General features: G+C 71.6%; 19 protein-coding genes. 11 read left to right on the top strand and 8 right to left on the bottom strand.

The window, feature by feature from the left end:
• Positions 1 to 3 precede the first annotated feature (3 nt).
• Positions 4 to 441, bottom strand: a complete 438-nt coding sequence (locus ACQP09_RS23625) for an NfeD family protein (protein ID WP_433402760.1) — start codon at positions 439 to 441, stop codon at positions 4 to 6.
• A gap of 408 nt (positions 442 to 849) precedes the next feature.
• Positions 850 to 1,938 (bottom strand): redox-regulated ATPase YchF, encoded by a 1,089-nt coding sequence (ychF, locus tag ACQP09_RS23620; RefSeq protein ID WP_433402757.1) that lies wholly within the window; start codon positions 1,936 to 1,938, stop codon positions 850 to 852.
• Positions 1,939 to 2,301: 363 nt separating this feature from the next.
• Between ychF and ACQP09_RS23615 the strand changes: the two genes are divergently transcribed.
• Entirely contained in the window at positions 2,302 to 2,910 is a 609-nt protein-coding gene (locus ACQP09_RS23615) for a DUF6542 domain-containing protein (protein ID WP_433406735.1), read from the top strand.
• Between the two features lie 27 nt (positions 2,911 to 2,937).
• Here ACQP09_RS23615 and ppgK read toward each other — a convergent pair whose 3' ends face one another.
• Positions 2,938 to 3,675, bottom strand: a complete 738-nt coding sequence (gene ppgK / locus ACQP09_RS23610) for a polyphosphate--glucose phosphotransferase (protein ID WP_433402754.1) — start codon at positions 3,673 to 3,675, stop codon at positions 2,938 to 2,940.
• A 67-nt stretch (positions 3,676 to 3,742) separates the two neighbouring features.
• Positions 3,743 to 4,732, bottom strand: a complete 990-nt coding sequence (locus ACQP09_RS23605; RefSeq protein WP_433402751.1) for a 4-hydroxy-3-methylbut-2-enyl diphosphate reductase — start codon at positions 4,730 to 4,732, stop codon at positions 3,743 to 3,745.
• Between the two features lie 89 nt (positions 4,733 to 4,821).
• Here ACQP09_RS23605 and ACQP09_RS23600 point away from each other — a divergent pair, with 89 nt between their 5' ends.
• From ACQP09_RS23600 to ACQP09_RS23585, 4 genes are all read left to right on the top strand, one after another.
• Positions 4,822 to 6,201 carry an APC family permease gene (locus ACQP09_RS23600; protein WP_433402748.1) on the top strand — a complete coding sequence of 460 codons (1,380 nt, stop codon included), beginning with the start codon at positions 4,822 to 4,824 and terminating at the stop codon, positions 6,199 to 6,201.
• 106 nt (positions 6,202 to 6,307) lie between these two features.
• On the top strand, positions 6,308 to 7,552 hold the full coding sequence (xseA, locus tag ACQP09_RS23595; RefSeq protein ID WP_433402746.1) for an exodeoxyribonuclease VII large subunit: 1,245 nt from the start codon (positions 6,308 to 6,310) through the stop codon (positions 7,550 to 7,552).
• Between the two features lie 10 nt (positions 7,553 to 7,562).
• The gene (locus ACQP09_RS23590; RefSeq protein ID WP_433402744.1) at positions 7,563 to 7,820 is read left to right on the top strand and encodes an exodeoxyribonuclease VII small subunit; all 258 of its coding nucleotides are present in this window, start codon (positions 7,563 to 7,565) and stop codon (positions 7,818 to 7,820) included.
• Positions 7,821 to 7,948: 128 nt separating this feature from the next.
• Positions 7,949 to 8,539 (top strand): malonic semialdehyde reductase, encoded by a 591-nt coding sequence (locus ACQP09_RS23585; RefSeq protein WP_433402741.1) that lies wholly within the window; start codon positions 7,949 to 7,951, stop codon positions 8,537 to 8,539.
• Between the two features lie 81 nt (positions 8,540 to 8,620).
• On the opposite strand, the gene ACQP09_RS23580 is transcribed toward ACQP09_RS23585, so the two are convergent.
• On the bottom strand, positions 8,621 to 9,190 hold the full coding sequence (locus tag ACQP09_RS23580) for a DUF4245 domain-containing protein (protein ID WP_433402738.1): 570 nt from the start codon (positions 9,188 to 9,190) through the stop codon (positions 8,621 to 8,623).
• A gap of 184 nt (positions 9,191 to 9,374) precedes the next feature.
• On the opposite strand from ACQP09_RS23580, the gene glpX reads away from it, so the two are divergent.
• Positions 9,375 to 10,406, top strand: coding sequence for a class II fructose-bisphosphatase (gene glpX / locus ACQP09_RS23575; protein ID WP_010063347.1), 1,032 nt, complete (start codon positions 9,375 to 9,377; stop codon positions 10,404 to 10,406).
• A 66-nt stretch (positions 10,407 to 10,472) separates the two neighbouring features.
• Here the strand turns inward: glpX and ACQP09_RS23570 are convergent, their stop codons facing one another.
• Together ACQP09_RS23570 and ACQP09_RS23565 are read right to left on the bottom strand one after the other, a co-directional pair.
• Entirely contained in the window at positions 10,473 to 10,844 is a 372-nt protein-coding gene (locus ACQP09_RS23570; RefSeq protein WP_015611061.1) for a WhiB family transcriptional regulator, read from the bottom strand.
• 166 nt (positions 10,845 to 11,010) lie between these two features.
• Positions 11,011 to 11,718 (bottom strand): DUF1707 SHOCT-like domain-containing protein, encoded by a 708-nt coding sequence (locus tag ACQP09_RS23565; protein WP_432148873.1) that lies wholly within the window; start codon positions 11,716 to 11,718, stop codon positions 11,011 to 11,013.
• A 222-nt stretch (positions 11,719 to 11,940) separates the two neighbouring features.
• Between ACQP09_RS23565 and ACQP09_RS23560 the strand changes: the two genes are divergently transcribed.
• Positions 11,941 to 13,608 (top strand): fumarate hydratase, encoded by a 1,668-nt coding sequence (locus ACQP09_RS23560; RefSeq protein WP_237327705.1) that lies wholly within the window; start codon positions 11,941 to 11,943, stop codon positions 13,606 to 13,608.
• Between the two features lie 537 nt (positions 13,609 to 14,145).
• Positions 14,146 to 15,450: a M18 family aminopeptidase gene (locus tag ACQP09_RS23555; protein WP_433402732.1), complete on the top strand. Its 1,305-nt coding sequence runs from the start codon at positions 14,146 to 14,148 to the stop codon at positions 15,448 to 15,450.
• Positions 15,451 to 15,522: 72 nt separating this feature from the next.
• Here ACQP09_RS23555 and ACQP09_RS23550 read toward each other — a convergent pair whose 3' ends face one another.
• A complete protein-coding gene (locus ACQP09_RS23550; RefSeq protein WP_433402730.1) occupies positions 15,523 to 17,082 on the bottom strand; it encodes a ricin-type beta-trefoil lectin domain protein in 1,560 nt (519 codons plus the stop codon).
• A gap of 107 nt (positions 17,083 to 17,189) precedes the next feature.
• Here ACQP09_RS23550 and ACQP09_RS23545 point away from each other — a divergent pair, with 107 nt between their 5' ends.
• The 3 genes from ACQP09_RS23545 (at position 17,190) to ACQP09_RS23535 (ending at position 21,672) form a co-directional block, all read left to right on the top strand.
• Positions 17,190 to 18,605: a class II fumarate hydratase gene (locus ACQP09_RS23545; protein WP_433402727.1), complete on the top strand. Its 1,416-nt coding sequence runs from the start codon at positions 17,190 to 17,192 to the stop codon at positions 18,603 to 18,605.
• A 114-nt stretch (positions 18,606 to 18,719) separates the two neighbouring features.
• The gene (fomD, locus tag ACQP09_RS23540) at positions 18,720 to 19,406 is read left to right on the top strand and encodes a cytidylyl-2-hydroxypropylphosphonate hydrolase (protein WP_433402724.1); all 687 of its coding nucleotides are present in this window, start codon (positions 18,720 to 18,722) and stop codon (positions 19,404 to 19,406) included.
• Positions 19,407 to 19,773: 367 nt separating this feature from the next.
• Positions 19,774 to 21,672, top strand: coding sequence for a SpoIIE family protein phosphatase (locus tag ACQP09_RS23535; RefSeq protein ID WP_433402721.1), 1,899 nt, complete (start codon positions 19,774 to 19,776; stop codon positions 21,670 to 21,672).
• Positions 21,673 to 21,706 lie beyond the last annotated feature (34 nt).

Below are 21,706 nucleotides of genomic sequence, written 5' to 3'. Positions count from 1 at the left end.
CGTTCACGGAAGAAGCTCACGCGGGTACACGACGGCTGTGGCGCCTTCGATCTCCATGACGTCCACCAGCGCTCCCACCGGGATCACATGGCTCTCGTCGAGCGCGCGAGCGGACCATTCCTCACCGGAGACCTTGACCAGACCGTGGGTCGCGGTCACCTCCTGCATGACCTCGGCCCGCTTGCCGACCAGCGCGTCGCTGCCCTCATGGGTGACGGGTGAGCCGGACAGGGCCCGCAGGGCGACAGGACGTACGAGAACGAGCCCCGCAACCGCCGCCAGGGCCAGCGCCACGAGCTGCCCGAGCAGACCGATCCCCACACCTGCCACCACGGCGGCGACCAGCGCAGCGCCGGCCAGCAGCCCGAAGACCAGGGTCAGGGTGAAGAACTCCGCGACGCCCAGCGCCGCGGCGGCGAGCAACCATGCGAGCCAAGGCATCGAATCAGCCTCCCCAGGGGGACCTATACGTCACTTACCCGCCGGCCCCGGGACGGAACCGCTTCTGCCCCCGCCCGATCCGCGATCGGGCCGGACCTACGCCACGGACGACGAGCAGGTCCGGCCCGGCGTCATCGACGACGTACCCGCCTCACCGCGCCAGCTCCTGGACGCCCTCGCCTTCCGCGACCGCCTCCTCACCACGGCCGCCCGCACCGTCCCCGACGGCTTCCTTCCGTACGTGGCCCATGAGGAGGGCTCGTCCTTCGAGCCGATGCTCGAAGGCGCCGCACAGCCGCCAGGATCACGATCCGGCACAGGATCGACGAAGGGGCCGGGCTCACGAGAGTCCGGCCCCTTCGGCCCGCTTGTCCGCCACGTCGAGCGACGGGGCGTCACCTCATCCGCTCACACGTTGAAGCGGAACTCCACCACATCCCCGTCCTGCATGACGTACTCCTTGCCCTCCATGCGCGCCTTGCCCTTGGCGCGGGCCTCGGCGACCGAGCCCGTTTCGACCAGGTCGTCGAAGGAGACGATCTCCGCCTTGATGAAGCCCTTCTGGAAGTCGGTGTGGATCACACCGGCCGCCTCCGGGGCCGTGGCGCCCTTCTTGATGGTCCAGGCGCGGGCTTCCTTCGGGCCGGCCGTGAGGTAGGTCTGGAGGCCCAGGGTGTCGAAGCCGACGCGGCCGAGGGTGGCGAGGCCGGGCTCTTCCTGGCCCATGGACTGGAGGAGCTCCAGGGCCTCGTCGTCGTCGAGCTCGATGAGCTCGGACTCGATCTTGGCGTTGAGGAAGATCGCCTCGGCGGGGGCGACCAGGGCGCGCTGTTCGTTCTTGAAGTCCTCGTCGACCAGCTCGTCCTCGTCGACGTTGAAGACGTAGAGGAACGGCTTGACCGTGAGCAGGTGCAGCTCGTGGAGGAGCTTGCCCTTCTCCGTGGCGGCCGTGATGCCGGCCGAGAAGAGCGTCTGGCCGGACTCCAGGATCTTCTGCGCGTCCTCGACCGCGGCGAGCACCGCGACCTTGTCCTTCTGGAGGCGGGACTCCTTCGTCAGGCGCGGGACGGCCTTCTCGACGGACTGGAGGTCGGCGAGGATCAGCTCGGTGTTGATCGTCTCGATGTCGTCCTTCGGCGAGACCTTGCCGTCGACGTGGACGACGTTCTCGTCCTTGAAGGCGCGGATGACCTGGCAGATCGCGTCGGACTCGCGGATGTTCGCCAGGAACTTGTTGCCCAGGCCCTCACCCTCCGACGCGCCCCGGACGATGCCGGCGATGTCGACGAAGTCCACCGTGGCCGGCAGGAGCTTCTGGGAGTTGAAGATCTCCGCGAGCTTGTTCAGCCGCGGGTCCGGGACGCCGACCACGCCGACGTTCGGCTCGATCGTGGCGAACGGGTAGTTGGCCGCCAGCACGTCGTTCTTGGTCAGGGCGTTGAACAGGGTCGACTTGCCGACATTCGGCAGACCGACGATTCCGATCGTGAGCGACACTTTGGCGACTTCCTGGAGTGAGGAGGGGGTCAGGGGCGTCCGTGGCCGGCTCGGCTGTTCGGGCCGGGTCGCGGAGTGGACCGATTCTCCAGTTTACGGGCGGGGGCGCGCCGCCCCGCACGGGTCCGCCGAAGGCCCTGGGCGCGGAGGTTCCCATACGCCTCGACACCGTACGTACACCGCCGAACAGGTCTGTTTCGGCCGCGCCGCATCGAACGCAACGCCAAGGTCGGCCAAAGCGCGTGTCCAACGCCTGATTCCTCCGGCCCGGCGACCTACGTTGTCCCCGTGGAACAGCCCAGGACACGTCCCCCGCAGCGCAGGCCGGCCCCGCAGGCCGCGCCCGTTCCTCCCGTCGCGCCCGTGCCGGGTGTCTTCGGTGAGTCCGCCACCGTCTACCGGGCGGGGGGCAGCGGCGGGCGGGGTCGTGCCGTGCCGCCCGTGCTGCTCGCGCTGCGGCGGTTCCCCAACCCCCGGCTCACCGGGATCGGGGCCGGGCTGTTCGCCGCGCTGACCATGTTCGTGCTGGCCTGCCTGGACCGGCTGCTGTTCGACAGCTCCGAACTCGTCTACGGGCTGCTCTTCCTGCCCGTCAGCGCGCTCACCGCGCTCTGGGTCCGGCCCGCCGACCTCGTCACCGCGCCGATCAGCGTGCCCATCGCCTTCGCCGTCGGGGTCTTCCCGATCTCCGGAGGGCCGGGAGGCTTCGGCGGGCAGGTCATGGGCCTGGTCACCGCGCTCGCCGTGCACGCGGGGTGGCTGTACGGCGGGACGCTGGTCGCCGGGCTCATCGCCTCCGTACGCAAGGTTCTGCACATGCGGGCCCGGCAGCGGTATCTGGTGGCTCAGGGGCGTACGGGAGCGGTCGGGGCGGAGAAGGCCCCGCGGCCCGCTCCCCGGGCGCCGAAGAAGAAGGTCGCCGGGGCGGGCGCACCGGCCGGGCGGGCCGAGCGGCCCCGCGCCAGCCGGTAGCGCCGGCCCGGTAGCCGGCGCCGGCCCCTACCGACCCGCCGCCGCCATCGCCGCGCCCACGATCCCCGCGTTGTTCTGCAGCTCCGCCGGGACCATCTCCGCGCGGACCTTCTCGATCAGCGGCAGGAACTTCTCCGCCTTGCGGCTCACGCCTCCCCCGATGATGAACAGCTCGGGCGAGAACAGCATCTCCACGTGCAGCAGGTACTTCTGCACCCGGTGCGCCCAGTGCTGCCAGCTGAGGTCCTCGTCCTCCCTGGCCTTCGTGGAGGCGCGCTTCTCCGCGTCGTGGCCGTGCAGCTCCAGGTGGCCCAGCTCGGTGTTGGGGACGAGGCGGCCGTCGACGAAGAGCGCGCTGCCGATGCCCGTACCCAGCGTCAGCATGATGACCGTGCCCTTGCGGCCCCGGCCCGCGCCGAACGTCATCTCCGCGACCCCGGCCGCGTCCGCGTCGTTCAGGATCGTCACCTGCTGACCGACCCGCTCGCCCAGCAGGGCGCGGGCGTCCGTGTCGATCCAGCCCTTGTCGACATTGGCCGCCGTGCGCGTGGTGCCGTCCGTGACCACGCCCGGGAACGTGACCCCGATGGGGCCCTGCCAGTCGAAGTGGCCGACCACCTCGGCCACGCAGTCGGCCACGCGGTCGGGCGTGGCCGGGTGCGGTGTCAGCACTTTGTGGCGCTCCTGCGCCAGGTCCCCTCGGTCCAGGTCCACGGGAGCGCCCTTGATCCCTGAACCGCCGATGTCCACGCCGAAGATCTCCATGGAAACACCGTACGGGGAGGCAGGGCGCTGTGCCCTGCTACTCGGCCTACTCGGTGCCTGCCCGCGCCTACTCGGCGGAGAGGGCCGCCGCCTCGGCGCGCAGGTCCCGGCGGAGCTCCTTCGGGAGGGAGAAGGTGATCGACTCGTCGGCCGTCTTGACCGTCTCCACGTCCTCGTAGCCGCGCTCCGCGAGCCACTCCAGGACCCCTTCGACCAGGACGTCCGGGACCGAGGCGCCGGAGGTCAGGCCGACCGTGGACACGCCTTCCAGCCACGCCTCGTCGATCTCGCTCGCGAAGTCGACCAGGTACGCGGCGTCGGCACCGGCGTCGAGGGCGACCTCGACCATGCGGATGGAGTTCGAGGAGTTCTTGGAGCCGACCACGATGACCAGCTCGGCGTCCTCGGCCAGCTTCTTCACCGCGATCTGGCGGTTCTGCGTGGCGTAGCAGATGTCGTCGCTGGGCGGCGAGAGGAGGTTGGGGAACTTCGACTTGAGCGCGCCCACCGTCTCCATCGTCTCGTCGACGGAGAGGGTGGTCTGGGAGAGCCAGACGACCTTCGACTCGTCGCGGACCTCGATGTTCGCGACGTCCTCGGGGCCGTCGACCAGCTGGATGTGGTCGGGGGCCTCGCCGGAGGTGCCGATGACCTCCTCGTGCCCCTCGTGGCCGATCAGGAGGATGTCGTAGTCCTCCTTGGCGTACCGGACGGCTTCCTTGTGGACCTTGGTGACCAGCGGGCAGGTCGCGTCGATGGTCGCGAGCTTGCGCTCGGCGGCCTCCGCGTGGACGGTGGGCGCGACTCCGTGCGCGGAGAACATCACGATGGAGCCCTCGGGCACCTCCGCGGTGACGTCCACGAAGATCGCACCCTTCTTCTCCAGGGTCTGCACGACGTACTTGTTGTGCACGATCTCGTGGCGGACGTAGATCGGGGCCCCGTACTGCTCCAGGGCCTTCTCGACGGCGATCACGGCGCGGTCCACGCCCGCGCAGTAGCCACGGGGTGCGGCGAGCAGGACACGGCGGGCAGGCTTTGCAGTCATGCGTCCCATCGTAAGGCCGTACCCAGCGGGCGCCTCGACGGCCGGGTCGGGAGACTGATGGCTGCACGTGTGTGGCGGACAGTGACTGTGGAGGGTTCATGACGCCGGTCCCGGGGAGCGACAGCGGAAGCAGCGTGGAGGAGGGCAAGCTGCGGCGGACCCTCGGCTTCCGGGACCTCGTCGTCTACGGGCTCCTGTTCATCGCGCCCATGGCCCCCGTCGGCATCTTCGGCACCCTGGACGCCAAGTCCGGCGGTTCGGTCGCCCTCGTCTACCTGGTGGCCACCGTCGTCATGGGGTTCACCGCCTTCAGTTACGCGCAGATGGTGCGGGTCGCGCCCTTCGCCGGGTCGGTCTTCACGTACGCGCGCAAGGGGCTCGGGGAAGGGCCCGGGTTCATCGCCGGGTGGATGGCGATGCTGGACTACCTGCTGATCCCGGCCGTCGCCTACCTCTTCTCCGGGATCGCGATGAACGCGCTGGTCCCGGAGGTGTCGCGGTGGGTGTGGACCGCGATCGCGGTGCTGGTGACCACGCTGCTCAACCTGTGGGGCGTACGGGCGGCCGCGCGGGTCGGGTTCGCGGTGCTGGCCATGGAGATCGTGGTGCTGCTGGTCTTCGTGGTGTCGGCCGTGGTCGTCCTCGTACGGGACGGGGCGCAGCGCGGGTGGCTGACGCCGCTCACCGGGGACGCGGCGTTCTCCATGGCGGCGGTGCTGGGCGCGGTGTCGGTGGCCGTGCTGTCGTATCTGGGGTTCGACGCCATCGCCTCGTTCGCGGAGGAGGTGACGGGCGGGTCGCAGAAGGTGGCGCGGGCGGTGCTGTTCTGTCTGGTGCTCGCGGGGGTGCTCTTCATCGCCCAGACGTATCTGGCGGCGCTGCTGGAGCCGATGAGTTCGGCCGAGCTGGCGGCGGATCCGACGGCGCAGGGGTCGGCCTTCTACGACGCGGTCGACGCCTCCGTGGGGACCTGGCTGCACGACCTGGTGGCGGTGAGCAAGGCGATCGGGGCGGCGTTCGCGGCGCTGGCGGGGCAGGCGGCGGCCGGGCGGCTGGTCTTCGCGATGGCCCGGGAGCGGCGGCTGCCGGGTCTGCTGGCGAAGGTCGACCCGAAGTCGGGCGTGCCGCGCCTCGCGATCCTGGGTGCGGCGGTCGTGACGCTGGTGGCGGCGGTGTGGGCGGCCCGGCGCGACGACGGGCTGGACCATCTGGTGTCGGTGGTGGACATCGGTGCGCTGACGGCGTTCGTGCTGCTGCACGCGTCGGTGGTCGGCTGGTTCGTCGTACGCCGGATGAGCGGGCCGCCCGTCTGGTGGAAGCACGTGCTCTTCCCGGTGGTCGGTGCGGGGATCCTCGTCGCCGTGATCGTGGAGGCGACGACGAGCGCGCAGGTGGTGGGGCTCTGCTGGCTGGCGGTGGGGTTCGTGGTGCTGGCGGTGCAGGGGACGGGGACGCGTGGCGTGGGGAGCGAGCGGTGAGGGGGTCCTCTCCGCTACCCGAGCCGGTCTTCTCCGGTAGGCGAGCCGGTCTTCTCCGGTAGCGAGCCGGTCTCCGCTGTCAGTGCGTGCCGATACGCTCGATCGCATGGCTCTCAACACGTCCGTGGAAGCGCCGCTGCCCGTCGGTGAGGTGTCGCGCCTGATCGGCGGGTGGATCGACAAGCTCGGCGCCATCTGGGTGGAGGGGCAGATCACCCAGCTCTCGCGGCGGCCGGGTGCCGGGGTCGTCTTTCTGACCCTGCGCGACCCGGCCCATGACATCTCGGTGAGCGTGACCTGCTTCCGGCAGGTGTTCGACCGGATCGCCGACGTGGTGAGCGAGGGCGCGCGGGTCGTCGTGCTCGCCAAGCCCGAGTGGTACGCGCCCCGGGGACAGCTGTCGCTGCGGGCCACCGACATACGGCCGGTCGGCATCGGTGAGCTGCTGGTGCGGCTGGAGCAGCTGAAGAAGTCGCTCGCCTCCGAAGGGCTCTTCGCACTGGACCGGAAGAGGCCGCTCCCCTTCCTGCCTCAGCTCATCGGGCTGGTCTGCGGGCGGGCCTCCGCCGCCGAGCGCGATGTCCTGGAGAACGCGCGCCGCCGCTGGCCCGCCGTCCGCTTCGAGGTCCGCAACACCGCCGTGCAGGGCGTGAACGCGGTCGGCCAGGTGGTCCGGGCGGTCGAGGAGCTGGACGCGCTGCCCGAGGTGGACGTGATCGTCGTGGCGCGGGGCGGCGGGAGCGTGGAGGACCTGCTGCCGTTCTCCGACGAGCGGCTGATCCGGGCCGTCGCCGCCTGTCGTACGCCGGTGGTCTCCGCGATCGGCCACGAGCCCGACTCCCCGCTGCTGGACCTGGTGGCCGACCTGCGCGCCTCCACGCCCACGGACGCGGCCAAGAAGGTCGTCCCGGACGTGGGCGAGGAGCTGGACCGGGTGCAGCAGCTCCGGGACCGGGCGCTGCGGACCGTACGAGGAATCCTGGACCGCGAGGAGCGAGGGCTCGCGCACGCGCTGGGCCGGCCCGCGATGGAGCGGCCGCAGCGGCTGGTGGACGAGCGGGCGGCGGAGGTCGACGCGCTCGTCGGGCGGAGCCGCCGGGTGCTGGGCCATCTGCTGGACCGGGCCGATTCGGAGCTCGCGCACACCCGGGCCCGGGTGGTCTCGCTGTCGCCGGCCGCCACGCTGGAGCGGGGGTACGCGGTGCTCCAGCGGCCCGACGGCCATGTGGTGCGCTCCCCCGCCGAGGCCGGTGCGCCCGGTGAGCCGCTGCGGGCGCGGGTGTCGGAGGGCGAGTTCACGGTGCGGGTGGACGGGGACGAACCCCGCGATGACGTTGCAGCTCAGAACTAGGGTGGATCACATGACGGACGACGGTACGGCGGCGGCTGCCGCGACGAGCACGCTCGGGTACGAGCAGGCGCGGGACGAGCTGATCGAGGTCGTACGCCGGCTGGAGGCGGGCGGCACGACGCTGGAGGAGTCGCTGGCCCTGTGGGAGCGCGGCGAGGAGCTGGCGAAGGTCTGCCGCCGCTGGCTGGAGGGCGCCCGGGCCCGGCTGGACGCGGCGCTGGCCCGGCCGGAGGGCGAGTCCGGAGGGGGTCCGGCCTCCGACGGCTGATCACGCGGAGAGCCGGAGGAGCTGTGGAGTGGATCACTCCCCTCCGACTTTAGTTGAAAGTTAACCTACCTCTCCGTTACGGTTCAGTACGTCACTTCCCCGTGCCCTTTCGGAAGGTTTACCCCCACATGTCCCTCATTCTCGACCCCGCCGCCCAGGACCTCCTCTTCCGTGAGGCCCGCACCGCCAACACCTTCACCGACGAGCCGGTGACCGACGAGCAGGTCCAGGCCATCTACGACCTGGTCAAGTTCGGCCCGACCGCCTTCAACCAGTCGCCGCTGCGCGTCGTCCTGGTCCGCTCCGCCGAGGGCCGCGAGCGTCTGGTGCAGCACATGGCCGAGGGCAACCGCCCGAAGACCGCCACCGCCCCGCTGGTCGCGATCCTGGCCGCCGACAACGAGTTCCACGAGGAACTCCCGGCGCTGCTCCCGCACTTCCCGCAGGCCAAGGACATGTTCTTCGCCGAGCGCCCGGTCCGTGAGTCGGCCGCCGGCCTCAACGCCGCGCTCCAGGCCGCGTACTTCATCATCGGTGTCCGCGCCGCCGGCCTGGCCGCCGGACCGATGACCGGTTACGACGCCGCCGGCATCCAGAAGGAGTTCCTGGACGGCGACCACACCCCGCTGATGGTCGTCAACATCGGCAGGCCCGGCGAGGACGCCTGGTTCCCGCGCAGCCCGCGCCTCTCCTACGACGAGGTCATCACCACCGTCTGAGCGACGCCACCCGGCCATGTGAAGGGGCCCCGGAACACCTGGTGTTCCGGGGCCCCTTCACGTACGTACGGCTGCGAAGGCTCAGGACGTCGGCGAGGCCGAGACCGACGGCGACGACACCGGCTCCGTCCTGAGCGCCTCGACCATCTCCACCAGCCGCTCCCGGGGCGCCGTGCCCGTCACCACGGTGGTGTGGCCCTTGCCGGGCAGGACGAGGGCGTCGTACTTCTCGCCCTCCCAGACCTGCCAGGTGCGGCCCGCGACCGCCTCGGTGGTGCCGGTGTCCTTGGCCTTCTGGCTGACCTGCGGGATGTACGTGCGCGCGTCGGCCGTGGACTGCTCGACCGCGACATACCGGCCGTCCGGGTCGTGGAAGCCGAGGTGCCAGGCCTTGCCCGCGGCGCGGTCGAACGACACGGAGGTCGGCTTCCACTTCTCCGGCAGGCCCTCCGGCGCGGCGACCGGGTAGGGCGCGGCGACGCGCACCGTCGCCAGTTCCACCGTGAAGTCGACGGCCTTGACCGGGTCGAGGTTCTCGTCGTGCGGAACGAAGATGTAGATGACGCCCGCACAGGCGGCGGTCACGATGGTCGACAGGAACATGTTCCTGGCCGTCTGCTTGCCTCGCTTGCTCTCTGCCACGGCATCCATGGTGGCACGCGACCCGGCACGCCCGGCCGCAGGGTGGGGCCGGAGGCGGGTGCTGACCGTGGGTGGCGGCGGGGACACGGACCGGGGTGCTCATGCGTGACCCGCACTGCTCATTTTATCGACCTACCGATAGAGTCACAGCACCCTCATATCCGGTCGTCGCCGTACAGAAAGGTGCGCTCCGATGTCCGAGCATCATCTGCCGTCCCAACTGGAGGTCTCCCCGGAGGCCCCCGACCGCAACCTGGCCCTGGAGTTGGTCCGGGTCACCGAGGCCGCCGCGATGGCCGCCGGGCGCTGGGTGGGCCGCGGCGACAAGATCGGCGCCGACGGCGCCGCCGTGAAGGCCATGCGCACCCTCGTCTCGACCGTCTCGATGAACGGCGTCGTCGTCATCGGCGAGGGCGAGAAGGACGAGGCCCCCATGCTGTTCAACGGCGAGCGGGTCGGCGACGGCACCGGCGCCGAGGTCGACATCGCGGTCGACCCGATCGACGGCACCACGCTCAACGCCAAGGGCATGCCGAACGCGATCGCCGTGCTGGCGGCCGCCGACCGCGGCGCGATGTTCGACCCGTCGGCGGTCTTCTACATGGACAAGCTGGTGACGGGGCCCGAGGCGGCGGACTTCGTCGACATCAACGCCCCGGTGGCGGTGAACATCCGGCGTGTCGCCCGGGCGAAGAACTCCACGCCCGAGGACGTCACGGTCGTCATCCTGGACCGGCCCCGGCACGAGGGCATCGTCAAGGAGATCCGGGAGACCGGCGCGCGGATCAAGTTCATCTCGGACGGCGATGTCGCGGGCTCGATCATGGCCGCCCGCGAGGGCACCGGCGTCGACCTGCTGATGGGCGTCGGCGGAACGCCCGAAGGCATCATCTCGGCGTGCGCCATAAAGTGCCTCGGCGGTGTCATCCAGGGCAAGCTCTGGCCCAAGGACGAGGCGGAGCGGCAGAAGGCGCTGGACGCGGGCCACGACCTGGACCGGGTCCTGTCCACCGACGACCTGGTCAGCGGCGACAACGTGTTCTTCGTGGCGACGGGGATCACCGACGGTGAGCTGATGCGCGGTGTGCGGTACCGCGCGGAGACGGCGACCACCGAGTCGATCGTGATGCGCTCCAAGTCCGGCACGATCCGGTCGATCTCCTCGACCCACCGGCTGTCGAAGCTGCGCGCCTACAGCGCCATCGACTTCGACCGCGCGAAGTAGCGGACGAGTCGAGGGAGAGGGGGCGCGAGGGCTACGGTCCTCGCGCCCCCTCTCCCTTGCGCGGTCTCAGCCTGCCGCGGCTATGCGCTCCGCCGGTGCGGCGGCGGTCAGTTCGATGTCGCGGCGGCGACGGCGGGCCAGCGCGACCCGGCGCTCGGCCGCGGTGAGCCCGCCCCACACCCCGTACGGCTCCGGCTGCATCAGCGCGTGCTCCCGGCACGCCACCATGACCGGGCAGCGGGCGCAGACGCGCTTGGCGGCCTCCTCCCGGGCCAGTCGGGCGGCGGTCGGCTCCTTCGACGGGGCGAAGAACAGCCCGGCTTCGTCCCGGCGGCACACCGCCTCCGAGTGCCAGGGGCCCGCCTCGTCCTCCCGGGCGGGGGTCCGCTGGGCAGGAACGGCGGCGACCTGCAGAGGCTGATGCGGCGGTTGCAGCACGGTCTACTCCTGACGACGGCTACGGCTTCGCGAGCGAGAGACGATGCAGCAGTCCATACCCGTTGCGTGTACGCCTATGCACTGAGCGGCACCGGCGCACGGTGTGCGGCAAGGGCTCCAGGAGGTGTTCTGGCTGATTCTCGAAGTGCGTCCGTCCGTGCCGCGCTCAGTGGCCGAGGTGCTTGCGCAGCCGCCTCTGGAGGTCCGCGACGAACTTGCCGCGCTTCGGCTTGGCCTCCACTCCGCCGAACACCGCATAGCCGTTCACCACGACGACCGGCGCCTCCGGGTCCACCGACTCCAGCGAGCGGATGTCGAAGCCGCCGAGGACTCCTGTGCCGTTGCCGCGCAGCGTGATGTTCTCCGGCACCCGGATCTCGACACTGCCGAAGATGGCCGTGGCATTGATGACGGTGAGTCGTTGGCTGAAAAGCGCCTCGGTCAGATCGATCTCCACGCTGCCGAAGAGCGAGAAGGCGTTCGTCCGGGGGCCGACGCGCCAACGGCCCTTACGGGTGGCGCTGCTGAAGACCGCGACGAGGTTGTCGACCGGGCCGTCGGCGGCCTCGGGGCCGTACCCGTACGGCTGCGCCTCCGGGCGCGGGGAGGCGGCGCCGGAGGAGGCGGGCAGATCACGGACCAGCGGCTGGAGTTCGCCGACGGTCTTGGCCCGGTAGACGAGGTCGACCCGCTCCGCGTGCTCGTCCGCCGTCAGGCGCCCCTCGGCCATCGCCTCGCGCAGGATGTCCGCGATCCGGTCGCGGTCGGCGTCGGAGGCGCGGATCGAGTCGCCGGGCACGGCCTCGGCGGGCGAGACCTGGGCGGGCGGGGCGGACGGCCGGGCGGGCTGCTGGGGCTGCTTCTCTAGGTCCACCGCCCCAGCGTACCCAAACGCGATAGATCGCGACTACCCTCCGGTCGGCGCGCCTGGAGGCAGGGCGGCGAGCGCGGAGGCCGGTCGGCGCGCCCGGAGACGGACGGGCCGGTCTCCAGGTGAGCCTTACCTCACAGGATCGGCCGAGGAGGCGCGTTCTACCCTGGTTGATGCGCTGCCCAAGGGAGGTCAGCCGCTGTCGCCGAGTGAGGAATGGCCGTAATGCCAGAGTTTGCGTACTCCGATCTGCTCCCGCTGGGAGAGGACACCACGCCGTACCGTCTGGTGACCGCCGAGGGTGTCTCCACCTTCGAGGCCGACGGCCGTACGTTCCTCAAGGTCGAGCCGGAGGCGCTGCGCACGCTGGCCGCCGAGGCGATGCACGACATCTCGCACTACCTGCGCCCGGCCCACCTGGCGCAGCTGCGGCGGATCGTGGACGACCCGGAGGCCTCCTCCAACGACAAGTTCGTGGCGCTGGACCTCCTGAAGAACGCGAACATCGCCGCCGCGGGCGTCCTGCCGATGTGCCAGGACACCGGGACGGCGATCGTCATGGGCAAGCGCGGGCAGAACGTGCTGACCGAGGGCGGTGACGAGGAGGCCCTGTCGCACGGGATCTTCGACGCGTACACCAAGCTCAACCTGCGCTACTCGCAGATGGCCCCGCTGACCATGTGGGACGAGAAGAACACCGGCTCCAACCTCCCGGCCCAGATCGAGCTGTACGCCACCGACGGCGGCGCGTACAAGTTCCTGTTCATGGCGAAGGGCGGCGGCTCGGCCAACAAGTCGTTCCTCTACCAGGAGACGAAGGCCGTCCTCAACGAGGCCTCCATGATGAAGTTCCTGGAGGAGAAGATCCGCTCGCTCGGCACCGCGGCCTGCCCGCCGTACCACCTGGCGATCGTGGTCGGCGGCACGTCGGCGGAGTTCGCGCTGAAGACCGCCAAGTACGCCTCCGCGCACTACCTGGACGAGCTGCCCGCCGAGGGCTCCCCCACCGGCCACGGCTTCCGGGACAAGGAGCTGGAGGAGAAGGTCTTCGAGCTGACGCAGAAGATCGGGATCGGCGCGCAGTTCGGCGGCAAGTACTTCTGCCACGACGTGCGCGTGGTCCGCCTGCCCCGCCACGGCGCCTCGCTCCCCGTCGCCATCGCCGTCTCCTGCTCGGCCGACCGCCAGGCCACCGCGAAGATCACCGCCGAGGGCGTCTTCCTGGAGCAGCTGGAGAAGGACCCGGCCCGTTTCCTCCCGGACACCACCGACGAGCACCTCGACGAGGCCGGCGACGTCGTGAAGATCGACCTCAACCGGCCGATGGACGACGTGCTGGCCGAGCTGACCAAGTACCCGGTCAAGACCCGGCTCTCGCTGACCGGCCCGCTGGTCGTGGCGCGCGACATCGCGCACGCCAAGATCAAGGAGCGGCTGGACGCGGGCGAGGAGATGCCGCAGTACCTGAAGGACCACCCGGTCTACTACGCGGGCCCGGCGAAGACGCCCGAGGGGTACGCCTCCGGCTCCTTCGGGCCGACGACGGCCGGCCGGATGGACTCGTACGTGGAGCAGTTCCAGGCGGCGGGCGGCTCCAAGGTGATGCTCGCCAAGGGCAACCGCAGCAAACAGGTCACCGACGCCTGCGGCTCGCACGGCGGCTTCTACCTCGGCTCGATCGGCGGCCCGGCGGCGCGGCTCGCGCAGGACTGCATCAAGAAGGTCGAGGTCGTCGAGTACGAGGAGCTCGGCATGGAGGCGGTCTGGCGCATCGAGGTCGAGGACTTCCCGGCGTTCATCGTCGTCGACGACAAGGGCAACGACTTCTTCACCGAGCCCGCCCCGGCGCCGACGTTCACCAGCATTCCGGTCCGGGGTCCCGGCCTGGGCTGACCGGCCGCCGGCCACGGCACACGCGGCACACGGAGAGAGGAGGCGTCCGAACGGGCGCCTCCTCTTCCGCGTTCGGGCGGTGCCCGGGCGGCAGCCGAGCCGCGCCCCGGTGCGAGGACGACTCCCGTACGGCGATATCAAGCCAATCTCGCGCCGGCAGACGCCACCGGCCCGATCGGGTCCGGAACAGGCCCGACGGCCTCCACCGCACGCCCGCCGGCCGACGCACAGGCCGGATGGCCATCCCCGGCAGAGCGCTGTCAGCTCGCCCGAACGGACACCACACGCAAGGACGTTGAAAAACTCGCCCCGACCGGCCCCGGCCGCCCTCGGGCCACCGCACCGGTCAGGTGGCCGGTCCGCACCGCCGCTTTCCCGCAGCCCGCCGCCTTCCGGGCTTGCGCCGCGCCGGGCGCACCGCCAAAGGTTGCCGGACGTTCCTGACCATCTCCACCGGCCTGATCCGCCGGGCACCCTGGGCGCCCTGCGGCCCTTCGCCGCGCGACCACTGCCGAACTCCGGAAAGGCGGACGCCGCATGACCCCGGCCCCCCACCGCAGCCACACCGACGACCTGCTCGCCTTCATCGCCGCAAGCCCTTCGCCGTACCACGTGGTCGCGAGCGCCGCCCAGCGGCTGGAGAAAGCCGGATTCCGCGAGCTGCTCGGCACGGACGACTGGACCGGGGCGACCGGCGGCTGCTTCGTCAGCCGGGCCGGAGCACTGATCGCGTGGTACGTCCCCGAGGGCGCGCCCGCGCACACCCCGTTCCGGATCGTCGGCACCCACACCGACTCGCCGAACCTGCGGATCAAACCCGCACCGGACACCGGAAGTTCGGGGTGGCGGCAGATCGGGGTGGAGATCTACGGCGGGGTCCCGCTGAACACCTGGCTCGACCGGGACCTCGGCCTCTCCGGCCGGCTCGCGCTGCGCGGCGGCCCGAACGGCAGCCCGCGCAGCCGCCTCGTACAGATCGACGAACCACTGCTGCGGGTACCGCAGTTGGCGATCCATCTGGACCGCACGGTCAACGACGGCGTGGCGCTGGACCGGCAGCGCCACATCGCGCCGATCTGGGCGCTCGGCGATCCGCGCGAAGGTGAGCTGCTGCGGCTGGTCGCGACGGCGGCCGGGGAGGACGCGGCGGACGTGCTGGGCTGGGACCTGATGCTGCACGACATCCAGCAGCCCGGGTACCTGGGCGCCGAGCGGGAGTTCGTGGTGGCGTCCCGGCTGGACAACCAGGTCTCGGTGCACGCCGGAGTGAGTGCTCTGGTGGACGCGGCGACCGGGGCCACCGAGCCGTCCTTCGTCCCGGTGCTGGCCGCCTTCGACCACGAGGAGGTCGGCAGCGGTTCCGAGACCGGCGCGCAGAGCCCGCTGCTGGAGCGGGTGCTCTCCCGCTCGGTCGCGGCCCGCGGCGGCTGCGACGAGGACTGGTCGCGGGCGCTGTCCGGAGCGTTCTGCGTCTCCGCCGACATGGCGCACGCGGTGCACCCGAACTACGCGGAGCGCCACGACCCCGACCACCGTCCGCTGCCCAACGGTGGCCCGACGGTCAAGGTGAACGTCAACCAGCGGTACGCCACCGACTCCACCGGTATCGCCATGTTCACGGCCGCCTGCGAGCGGGCGGAAGCGCCCTGGCAGCCGTTCGTCTCCAACAACGCGATGCCGTGCGGCACGTCGATCGGCCCGCTGACTGCGGCCCGTCTCGGCGTGACGACGGTGGACGTGGGCGTGCCGGGCCTCTCGATGCACTCGGCGCGCGAGCTGTGCGGGGTGGACGACCCGGCGTATCTGGCGGCGATCCTCGGCGCGGTGATGACGGGCGGCTGACGGCGGCGGGCGGTGGGTGGCGGACGACGCCGCCACCCACCTGGATCCGTACGCCTCCTACACGTACGCCTCCTACACGAAGCGCTGCTTCGCGCTGCCGTCGCACGTCTGGAGCTTGAGCGGGTCCTTGGCCCCCGCCAGCGTCAGACAGAGCCCGGTCGCGGCGGCCGGGCGGATGGTGCCCGCCTGGCGGACGAACTTCTGGTTGGCCGCGCCCGCGCAGTTCCACACGACGAGCGTGGCGCCCGCGTTGTACTTGGCGCCCGACACGTCCAGGCACCGGTCATGGCTGAGCGCGGTGCGCAGGGTCTGCGTACCGGTGTCGTACCACCAGTTCTGGTTGCGTCCGCCGTGGCAGTCCCAGCCGCCGATCGCGGTGCCGTTACGGGTCACCGAGGCGGGGACGTCGACACAGGTGCCGGTGGCCTCGTTCTTCACCGGCCGGAACAGGTCGTCCCAGGCGGCCCCCTGGAGGACCGGGTTGCCCGTGCTGGCCGGGTCGGCGCAGCTCGCCTCGCGGAGCCCGGAGTCGTACATCTGGGTCAGGCAGGAGGCGAAGGCCCGGTGGCCGGCCGCGTTGGGGTGGAAGGACTGGCGTACGGAGTTCTCGTCCGGCAGTCCGGGCTTGCCCAGGTCGATGTAGAGCCCGCGCGCCCACGGGGCTTCGCTGCACACCTCGTGGCCGTGGAAGAGGCGGGAGTTGTCGAGGTACGTGGCGCCGGTGGAGGCGGCCGCCTTGCGCATGCCCACCTGGAAGGCGGGCACGGCGGTGTTGCGGCCCCAGACGGTGTCGGAGTCGTAGCCGAGGCCGCCGCAGATGAGCTTGCCGGGGAACTTCGGGTTGTCGTAGAAGTCCGGGCCGATCGGGCTCGGGTAGCCCATCAGGACGAGCTTGTAGTCGCTGTTCGCGTACCCGGCGTCGGTCATCACCGTACGCAGGTCGCGGACGGTCGCCTCGACCTTGGGGACCAGCGCGTCCACGCGGGCCTGCCAGCCGCCCGCGTACTTCGGCTCGCACGGGCCCTGGAGGGTGAGGTAACGGACCACGCAGTCCGTCATGACCGGGCCGAACTGGAGGTCGTCGTTGGCTCCGGCGACCAGGACGACCATCTTGATCCGGGTGTTGCGGGCCTTGATGGCGAGGCTGTCGCTCTGGACCAGCTCGTCGGCGTACTGCTTGTTTCCGCCGATTCTGATGTTCCCGGAGTAAGCGCCGGAGCAGGAGACGTTGTACGTGACGTCCGCCGCGATGCCCGTGCGGTGGATGGCGGCCTCCGGTGAGCGGTGGCACCAGTTGTCCGGCCCGTTGGTGCCGGGGTCGTAGGTGCCGACGCCTTCGCCGGAGATCTCGCTGTCGCCCAGCGAGATGAGCCCGGTCTTCCGTTCGGCGAGCGGCCGTTCGGCGGGGCTGCCGTACAGCCGGGTGGCTTCGGCCGCCCGGATCGTTTCCAGCGCGGGCGGGAGAGGAGTCGATGCGATAGTGCTGGTGCCGGTACCCGAATCGGCCGCGCCCGCCGGTCCGGCGACCGCCAACGTGGTGGCGGCCACCGCGAACGCGGCGGTGACGGCGGCCGTACAGCGGAGCCGGCGAAGGCTGCGGAGCCCTCGAAGTCTGAGCCTGGTGCGCCTCATTGCGCCTCCCGGGTGAGTGGTTACCCCGGGTATTTACTGGCCGGTAGGCGACTTGGGAATAGCTGGAACAAGACACGTGCTCATCTTTTGCAGGAGGTTTAAACACGATGGCCGACACGGCGGCAGATCCGAAGGGCGGTCCGGAGTTCCGGATCGAGCACGACTCGATGGGTGAGGTGCGGGTTCCCGCCCATGCCAAGTGGCGCGCGCAGACCCAGCGCGCGGTGGAGAACTTCCCCATCTCCGGGCAGCGGCTGGAGCGGGCGCACATCGAGGCGCTGGCCCGGATCAAGGGCGCGGCCGCCAAGGTCAACGCCGAGCTGAAGGTGGTGGATCCGGAGATCGCGGCCGCGATCCAGGAGGCGGCCGACGAGGTCGCGTCGGGCCGCTGGGACGAGCACTTCCCGGTCGACGTCTTCCAGACGGGCTCCGGCACCTCCTCCAACATGAACACCAACGAGGTCATCGCCACGCTCGCCTCCGAGCGGCTCGGCAGCCCGGTCCACCCCAACGACCACGTCAACGCCTCGCAGTCGTCCAACGACGTCTTCCCCTCCTCCATCCACATCGCGGCCACCGCCGCCGTCACCGCCGACCTGATCCCCGCGCTGGACCACCTGGCGGAATCGCTGGGGCGGAAATCGGCCGAGTTCGCGGAGGTCGTGAAGTCCGGCCGTACGCATCTGATGGACGCCACCCCGGTCACCCTCGGCCAGGAGTTCGGCGGCTACGCGGCGCAGATCCGGTACGGCGTGGAGCGGCTGCGCGCCTCGCTGCCGCGCCTGGCCGAACTCCCGCTCGGCGGTACGGCGGTGGGCACCGGCATCAACACGCCGCCCGGCTTCTCCGCCGCCGTGATCGCGGAGGTGGCCGAGGCCACCGGGCTGCCGCTGACCGAGGCCCGCGACCACTTCGAGGCGCAGGGCGCCCGGGACGGTCTGGTGGAGACCTCGGGCCAGCTCCGGACGATCGCCGTCTCGCTCACCAAGATCTCCAACGACCTGCGGTGGATGGCCTCGGGCCCGCGCACCGGCCTCGCCGAGATCAACCTGCCCGACCTCCAGCCCGGCTCGTCGATCATGCCCGGCAAGGTCAACCCGGTGATCCCCGAGGCGGTCCTGATGGTCGCCGCCCAGGTCACCGGCAACGACGCCACGGTCGCCACGGCGGGCGCGGCCGGCAACTTCGAGCTGAACGTGATGCTCCCGGTCATCGCGAAGAACCTGCTGGAGTCCGTACGGCTGCTGGCCAACGCCTCCCGGCTGCTGGCCGACCGCACGGTGGACGGGATCACCGCCAACGTGGAGCGGGCCCGCTCCTACGCGGAGTCCTCGCCCTCGGTGGTCACCCCGCTCAACAAGTACATCGGCTACGAGGAGGCGGCGAAGGTCGCCAAGCAGTCGCTCAAGGACGGCACGACGATCCGCGAGACCGTCCTGGCCTCGGGACACGTCGAGCGCGGCGATCTGACCGTGGAGCAACTGGACGCGGCGCTCGACGTGTTGCGGATGACACGGCCGTGACGCACGGGTCACCTGGGCCCCTGGGGGCGCCCGGGTGACCCCGCCGGGCCGCCCGGGCACACCGGGTGACCTGAGTCGCAGCGGGCGGGCGCGGACGCTCCGTAAGATCCATCCATGACAGGTACGGGAGAGTGCGCACGCTGGGCGCCGGGGGACCAGATCCTCTGGCGCTACCGCGACAACGGCCGGGCCCACCGGGCGCCCGGGGCCCCGCCCGTGCACATCTGCCGCCCGGTGACCGTCGTCCAGGACACCGACGAGCTGCTCGCCGTCTGGATGGCGCCCGGCACCGAATGCGTACGCCCGGTCCTGGCGAACGGCACGCAGGTGCACGCCGAGCCGCTCGCCACCCGCTACACCGCGCCGCGCACCACCGCACGCTCCACCTGGTTCGGCACCGGCGTGCTGAAGCTGGCCCGGCCCGGCGACCCGTGGTCGGTCTGGCTCTTCTGGGACCGGGGCTGGCTCTTCCGGAACTGGTACGTGAACCTGGAGGAGCCGCACACCCGGTGGTCCGGAGGAGTGGATTCCGAGGATCACTTTCTCGACATCTCCGTGAACCCGGACCGGAGCTGGAAGTGGCTCGACGAGGACGAGTTCGCCCAGGCGCAGCACGTCGGTCTGATGGACCGCGCGACCGCCGCGGGGGTCCGGGAGGCGGGCCGGGCGGCGGTCGAGGTGATCACCGGGTGGGGGTCGCCGTTCCGGGACGGCTGGGAGCACTGGCGGCCCGATCCGGGGTGGCGGGTTCCGCCGCTGCCGGATGACTGGGACCGCACCCCTGCCCCTATGCCGTCGTGAGACCCTGGATACACCCCACGGGAGCCCGGTCGGCAGGCCCGGCTCTCCGAGGGACACACCGGATCTGACCACAAGTCATCGCACCGGTCGTGCGGACCGACGGGCCACGGACCCGGCCGGACCGCCCGGTCGCAGGACCACCACGAGGGGGTGGAGACGTGTTCGCTGCCCGCTGCCGCCTCGCCGTGACCAGACCGGCGCCCGCACGGAACGTCGTCCTCCGGCCATCTCGCGGACGTACGGTTTCGGCCCCGCGCGCCGGGGCATCCGCAGACAGCCGTTGTCCTCATCGCGGTCGCCGGGGCACAGTGGCGCCCCACGAGGCGACTGCCTCATACAACCGGCCCGGACGGACGGAATCCCACGCGTGACGGAGCACCCCACCTCCCACGAAGGCCGGCAGCCGCTCGCGGCACGGCAGCAGGAGCGCACCCGGCCCCGGCAGCAGGACGCGGCGGCCGCGGCCGCCGCGGCCGCGATCCCGTCGCCGGCCGCCGCACCGAACCCCGGGCCCGGACCCGCCGCCGTCACCGAGGCGCAGGCGGCCACCCGCCGCGAGGGCGACCGGCTGCGCTTCGTCGGGGCCGCGACCCGGCGCATCGCGCGCGGCATCGACCTGGACGAGATCGTGCTCGGCCTCTGCCGGGCCAGCGTGCCGACGTTCTCCGACGCGATCCTGGTCTACCTGCGCGACCCGCTGCCGGTCGGCGACGAGCGGCCGGTGAGCCCGTTCGTGCTGCGGCTGCGCCGCTCCGACCGGCTCCGCCACACCGACGAGGAGAGCGGCGAGGCGGGCCCGGAGAGCGAGCGGCTGCGGCCGCTGCTCAGCGACCCGACGGCCGACCTGATGCCCGCCGCCGAGCTGTGCGAGGTGCGGGCGGGCGGCGCGCTGGCCGAGGTGCTGCGCGGTGTGCGGCCGGTCTTCGGCGACTCGGCTGCGGCCCGCGCCGCGCTGCCCGAGCTGCTCGGCCCCGGCCGTCCGGTCCCCACCGGCCACCGCGCGATCCTGGCCCCGCTGCGCGGCCGGCGCCGGGTGATCGGCGCGGCCGTCTTCGTACGGTCCACCGAGCGGCCCGCCTTCGAGGCCAGTGACCTGCTGGTGGCCGCGCAGCTGGCGACGCACACCGCGCTCGGCATCGACAAGGCCGTGCTGTACGGGCGCGAGGCCTACATCGCCGACGAGCTCCAGCGCACGATGCTCCCCGACTCGCTCCCGCAGCCCACCGGCGTACGCCTCGCCTCGCGCTACCTCCCGGCGGCCGAGACGGCCCGGGTCGGCGGCGACTGGTACGACGCGATCCCGCTGCCCGGCAGCCGGGTCGCCCTCGTCGTCGGCGATGTGATGGGCCACTCCATGACCTCCGCCGCGATCATGGGCCAGCTGAGGACGACCGCGCAGACCCTCGCGCAGCTCGACCTGCCGCCGCAGGAGGTGCTGCACCACCTGGACGAGCAGGCGCAGCGGCTCGGCAGCGACCGGATGGCCACCTGCCTGTACGCGGTGTACGACCCGGTCTCGCACCGGATCACCATCGCCAACGCCGGCCACCCGCCGCCCGTCCTGCTCCACCTGGGCGGCCGGGCCGAGGTGCTGCGGGTGCCGCCGGGCGCCCCGATCGGGGTCGGCGGGGTCGACTTCGAGGCCGTGGAGCTGGACGCACCGGCCGGCGCCACGCTGCTGCTGTACACCGACGGGCTGGTCGAGTCGCGGCTGCGGGACGTGTGGACGGGGATCGAGCAGCTGCGGGAGCGCCTGGCGGCGACCGCGCAGCTCACCGGCCCGGACCACGCGCCGCCGCTGGAGGCCCTCTGCGACGACGTGCTCGACATGCTGGGGCCGGGCGACCGGGACGACGACATCGCGCTGCTCGCCGCCCGCTTCGACGGGATCGCGCCGAGCGACGTGGCGTACTGGTACCTGGAGCCGGAGGACGCGGCTCCGGGCCGGGCCCGCAGGCTGGCCCGGCGGGCGCTCGCCCGGTGGGGTCTGGACGAGATGTCCGACGAGGTGGAGCTGCTGGTCAGCGAGGTCGTCACCAACGCGGTGCGCTACGCGGAGCGGCCGGTGACGCTGCGGCTGCTGCGGACGGACATCCTGCGCTGCGAGGTCGGCGACGATTCTCCGCAGCTGCCGCGCCAGCGCCGGGCGCGCGAGACGGACGAGGGCGGCCGCGGGCTGTTCCTGGTGAACCGGCTGGCCCGGCGGTGGGGCGCGACGCGGCTGTCGACCGGCAAGGTGGTCTGGTTCGAGATGGCGACGCGCTGACCGGACGTACGCGAAAGAGGGGCGGTGCCGACGT

Source organism: Streptomyces sp. CA-146814, from assembly GCF_050942385.1.
GTDB lineage: Bacteria > Actinomycetota > Actinomycetes > Streptomycetales > Streptomycetaceae > Streptomyces.
The sequence above is the reverse complement of the archived record's forward strand: the minus strand, read 5'-3'. Positions and strand labels throughout refer to the sequence as shown.

Bases quoted from the DNA above. Each gene is read 5' to 3' on its own strand.
- ACQP09_RS23625 (WP_433402760.1), bottom strand. From the start codon at position 441: ATGCCTTGGCTCGCATGGTTGCTCGCCGCCGCGGCGCTGGGCGTCGCG.
- ppgK (WP_433402754.1), bottom strand. From the start codon at position 3,675: ATGGAGATCTTCGGCGTGGACATCGGCGGTTCAGGGATCAAGGGCGCT.
- ACQP09_RS23605 (WP_433402751.1), bottom strand. From the start codon at position 4,732: ATGGGACGCATGACTGCAAAGCCTGCCCGCCGTGTCCTGCTCGCCGCA.
- ACQP09_RS23600 (WP_433402748.1), top strand. From the start codon at position 4,822: ATGACGCCGGTCCCGGGGAGCGACAGCGGAAGCAGCGTGGAGGAGGGC.
- xseA (WP_433402746.1), top strand. From the start codon at position 6,308: ATGGCTCTCAACACGTCCGTGGAAGCGCCGCTGCCCGTCGGTGAGGTG.
- ACQP09_RS23590 (WP_433402744.1), top strand. From the start codon at position 7,563: ATGACGGACGACGGTACGGCGGCGGCTGCCGCGACGAGCACGCTCGGG.
- ACQP09_RS23585 (WP_433402741.1), top strand. From the start codon at position 7,949: ATGTCCCTCATTCTCGACCCCGCCGCCCAGGACCTCCTCTTCCGTGAG.
- ACQP09_RS23580 (WP_433402738.1), bottom strand. From the start codon at position 9,190: ATGGATGCCGTGGCAGAGAGCAAGCGAGGCAAGCAGACGGCCAGGAAC.
- glpX (WP_010063347.1), top strand. From the start codon at position 9,375: ATGTCCGAGCATCATCTGCCGTCCCAACTGGAGGTCTCCCCGGAGGCC.
- ACQP09_RS23560 (WP_237327705.1), top strand. From the start codon at position 11,941: ATGCCAGAGTTTGCGTACTCCGATCTGCTCCCGCTGGGAGAGGACACC.
- ACQP09_RS23555 (WP_433402732.1), top strand. From the start codon at position 14,146: ATGACCCCGGCCCCCCACCGCAGCCACACCGACGACCTGCTCGCCTTC.
- ACQP09_RS23550 (WP_433402730.1), bottom strand. From the start codon at position 17,082: ATGAGGCGCACCAGGCTCAGACTTCGAGGGCTCCGCAGCCTTCGCCGG.
- ACQP09_RS23545 (WP_433402727.1), top strand. From the start codon at position 17,190: ATGGCCGACACGGCGGCAGATCCGAAGGGCGGTCCGGAGTTCCGGATC.
- fomD (WP_433402724.1), top strand. From the start codon at position 18,720: ATGACAGGTACGGGAGAGTGCGCACGCTGGGCGCCGGGGGACCAGATC.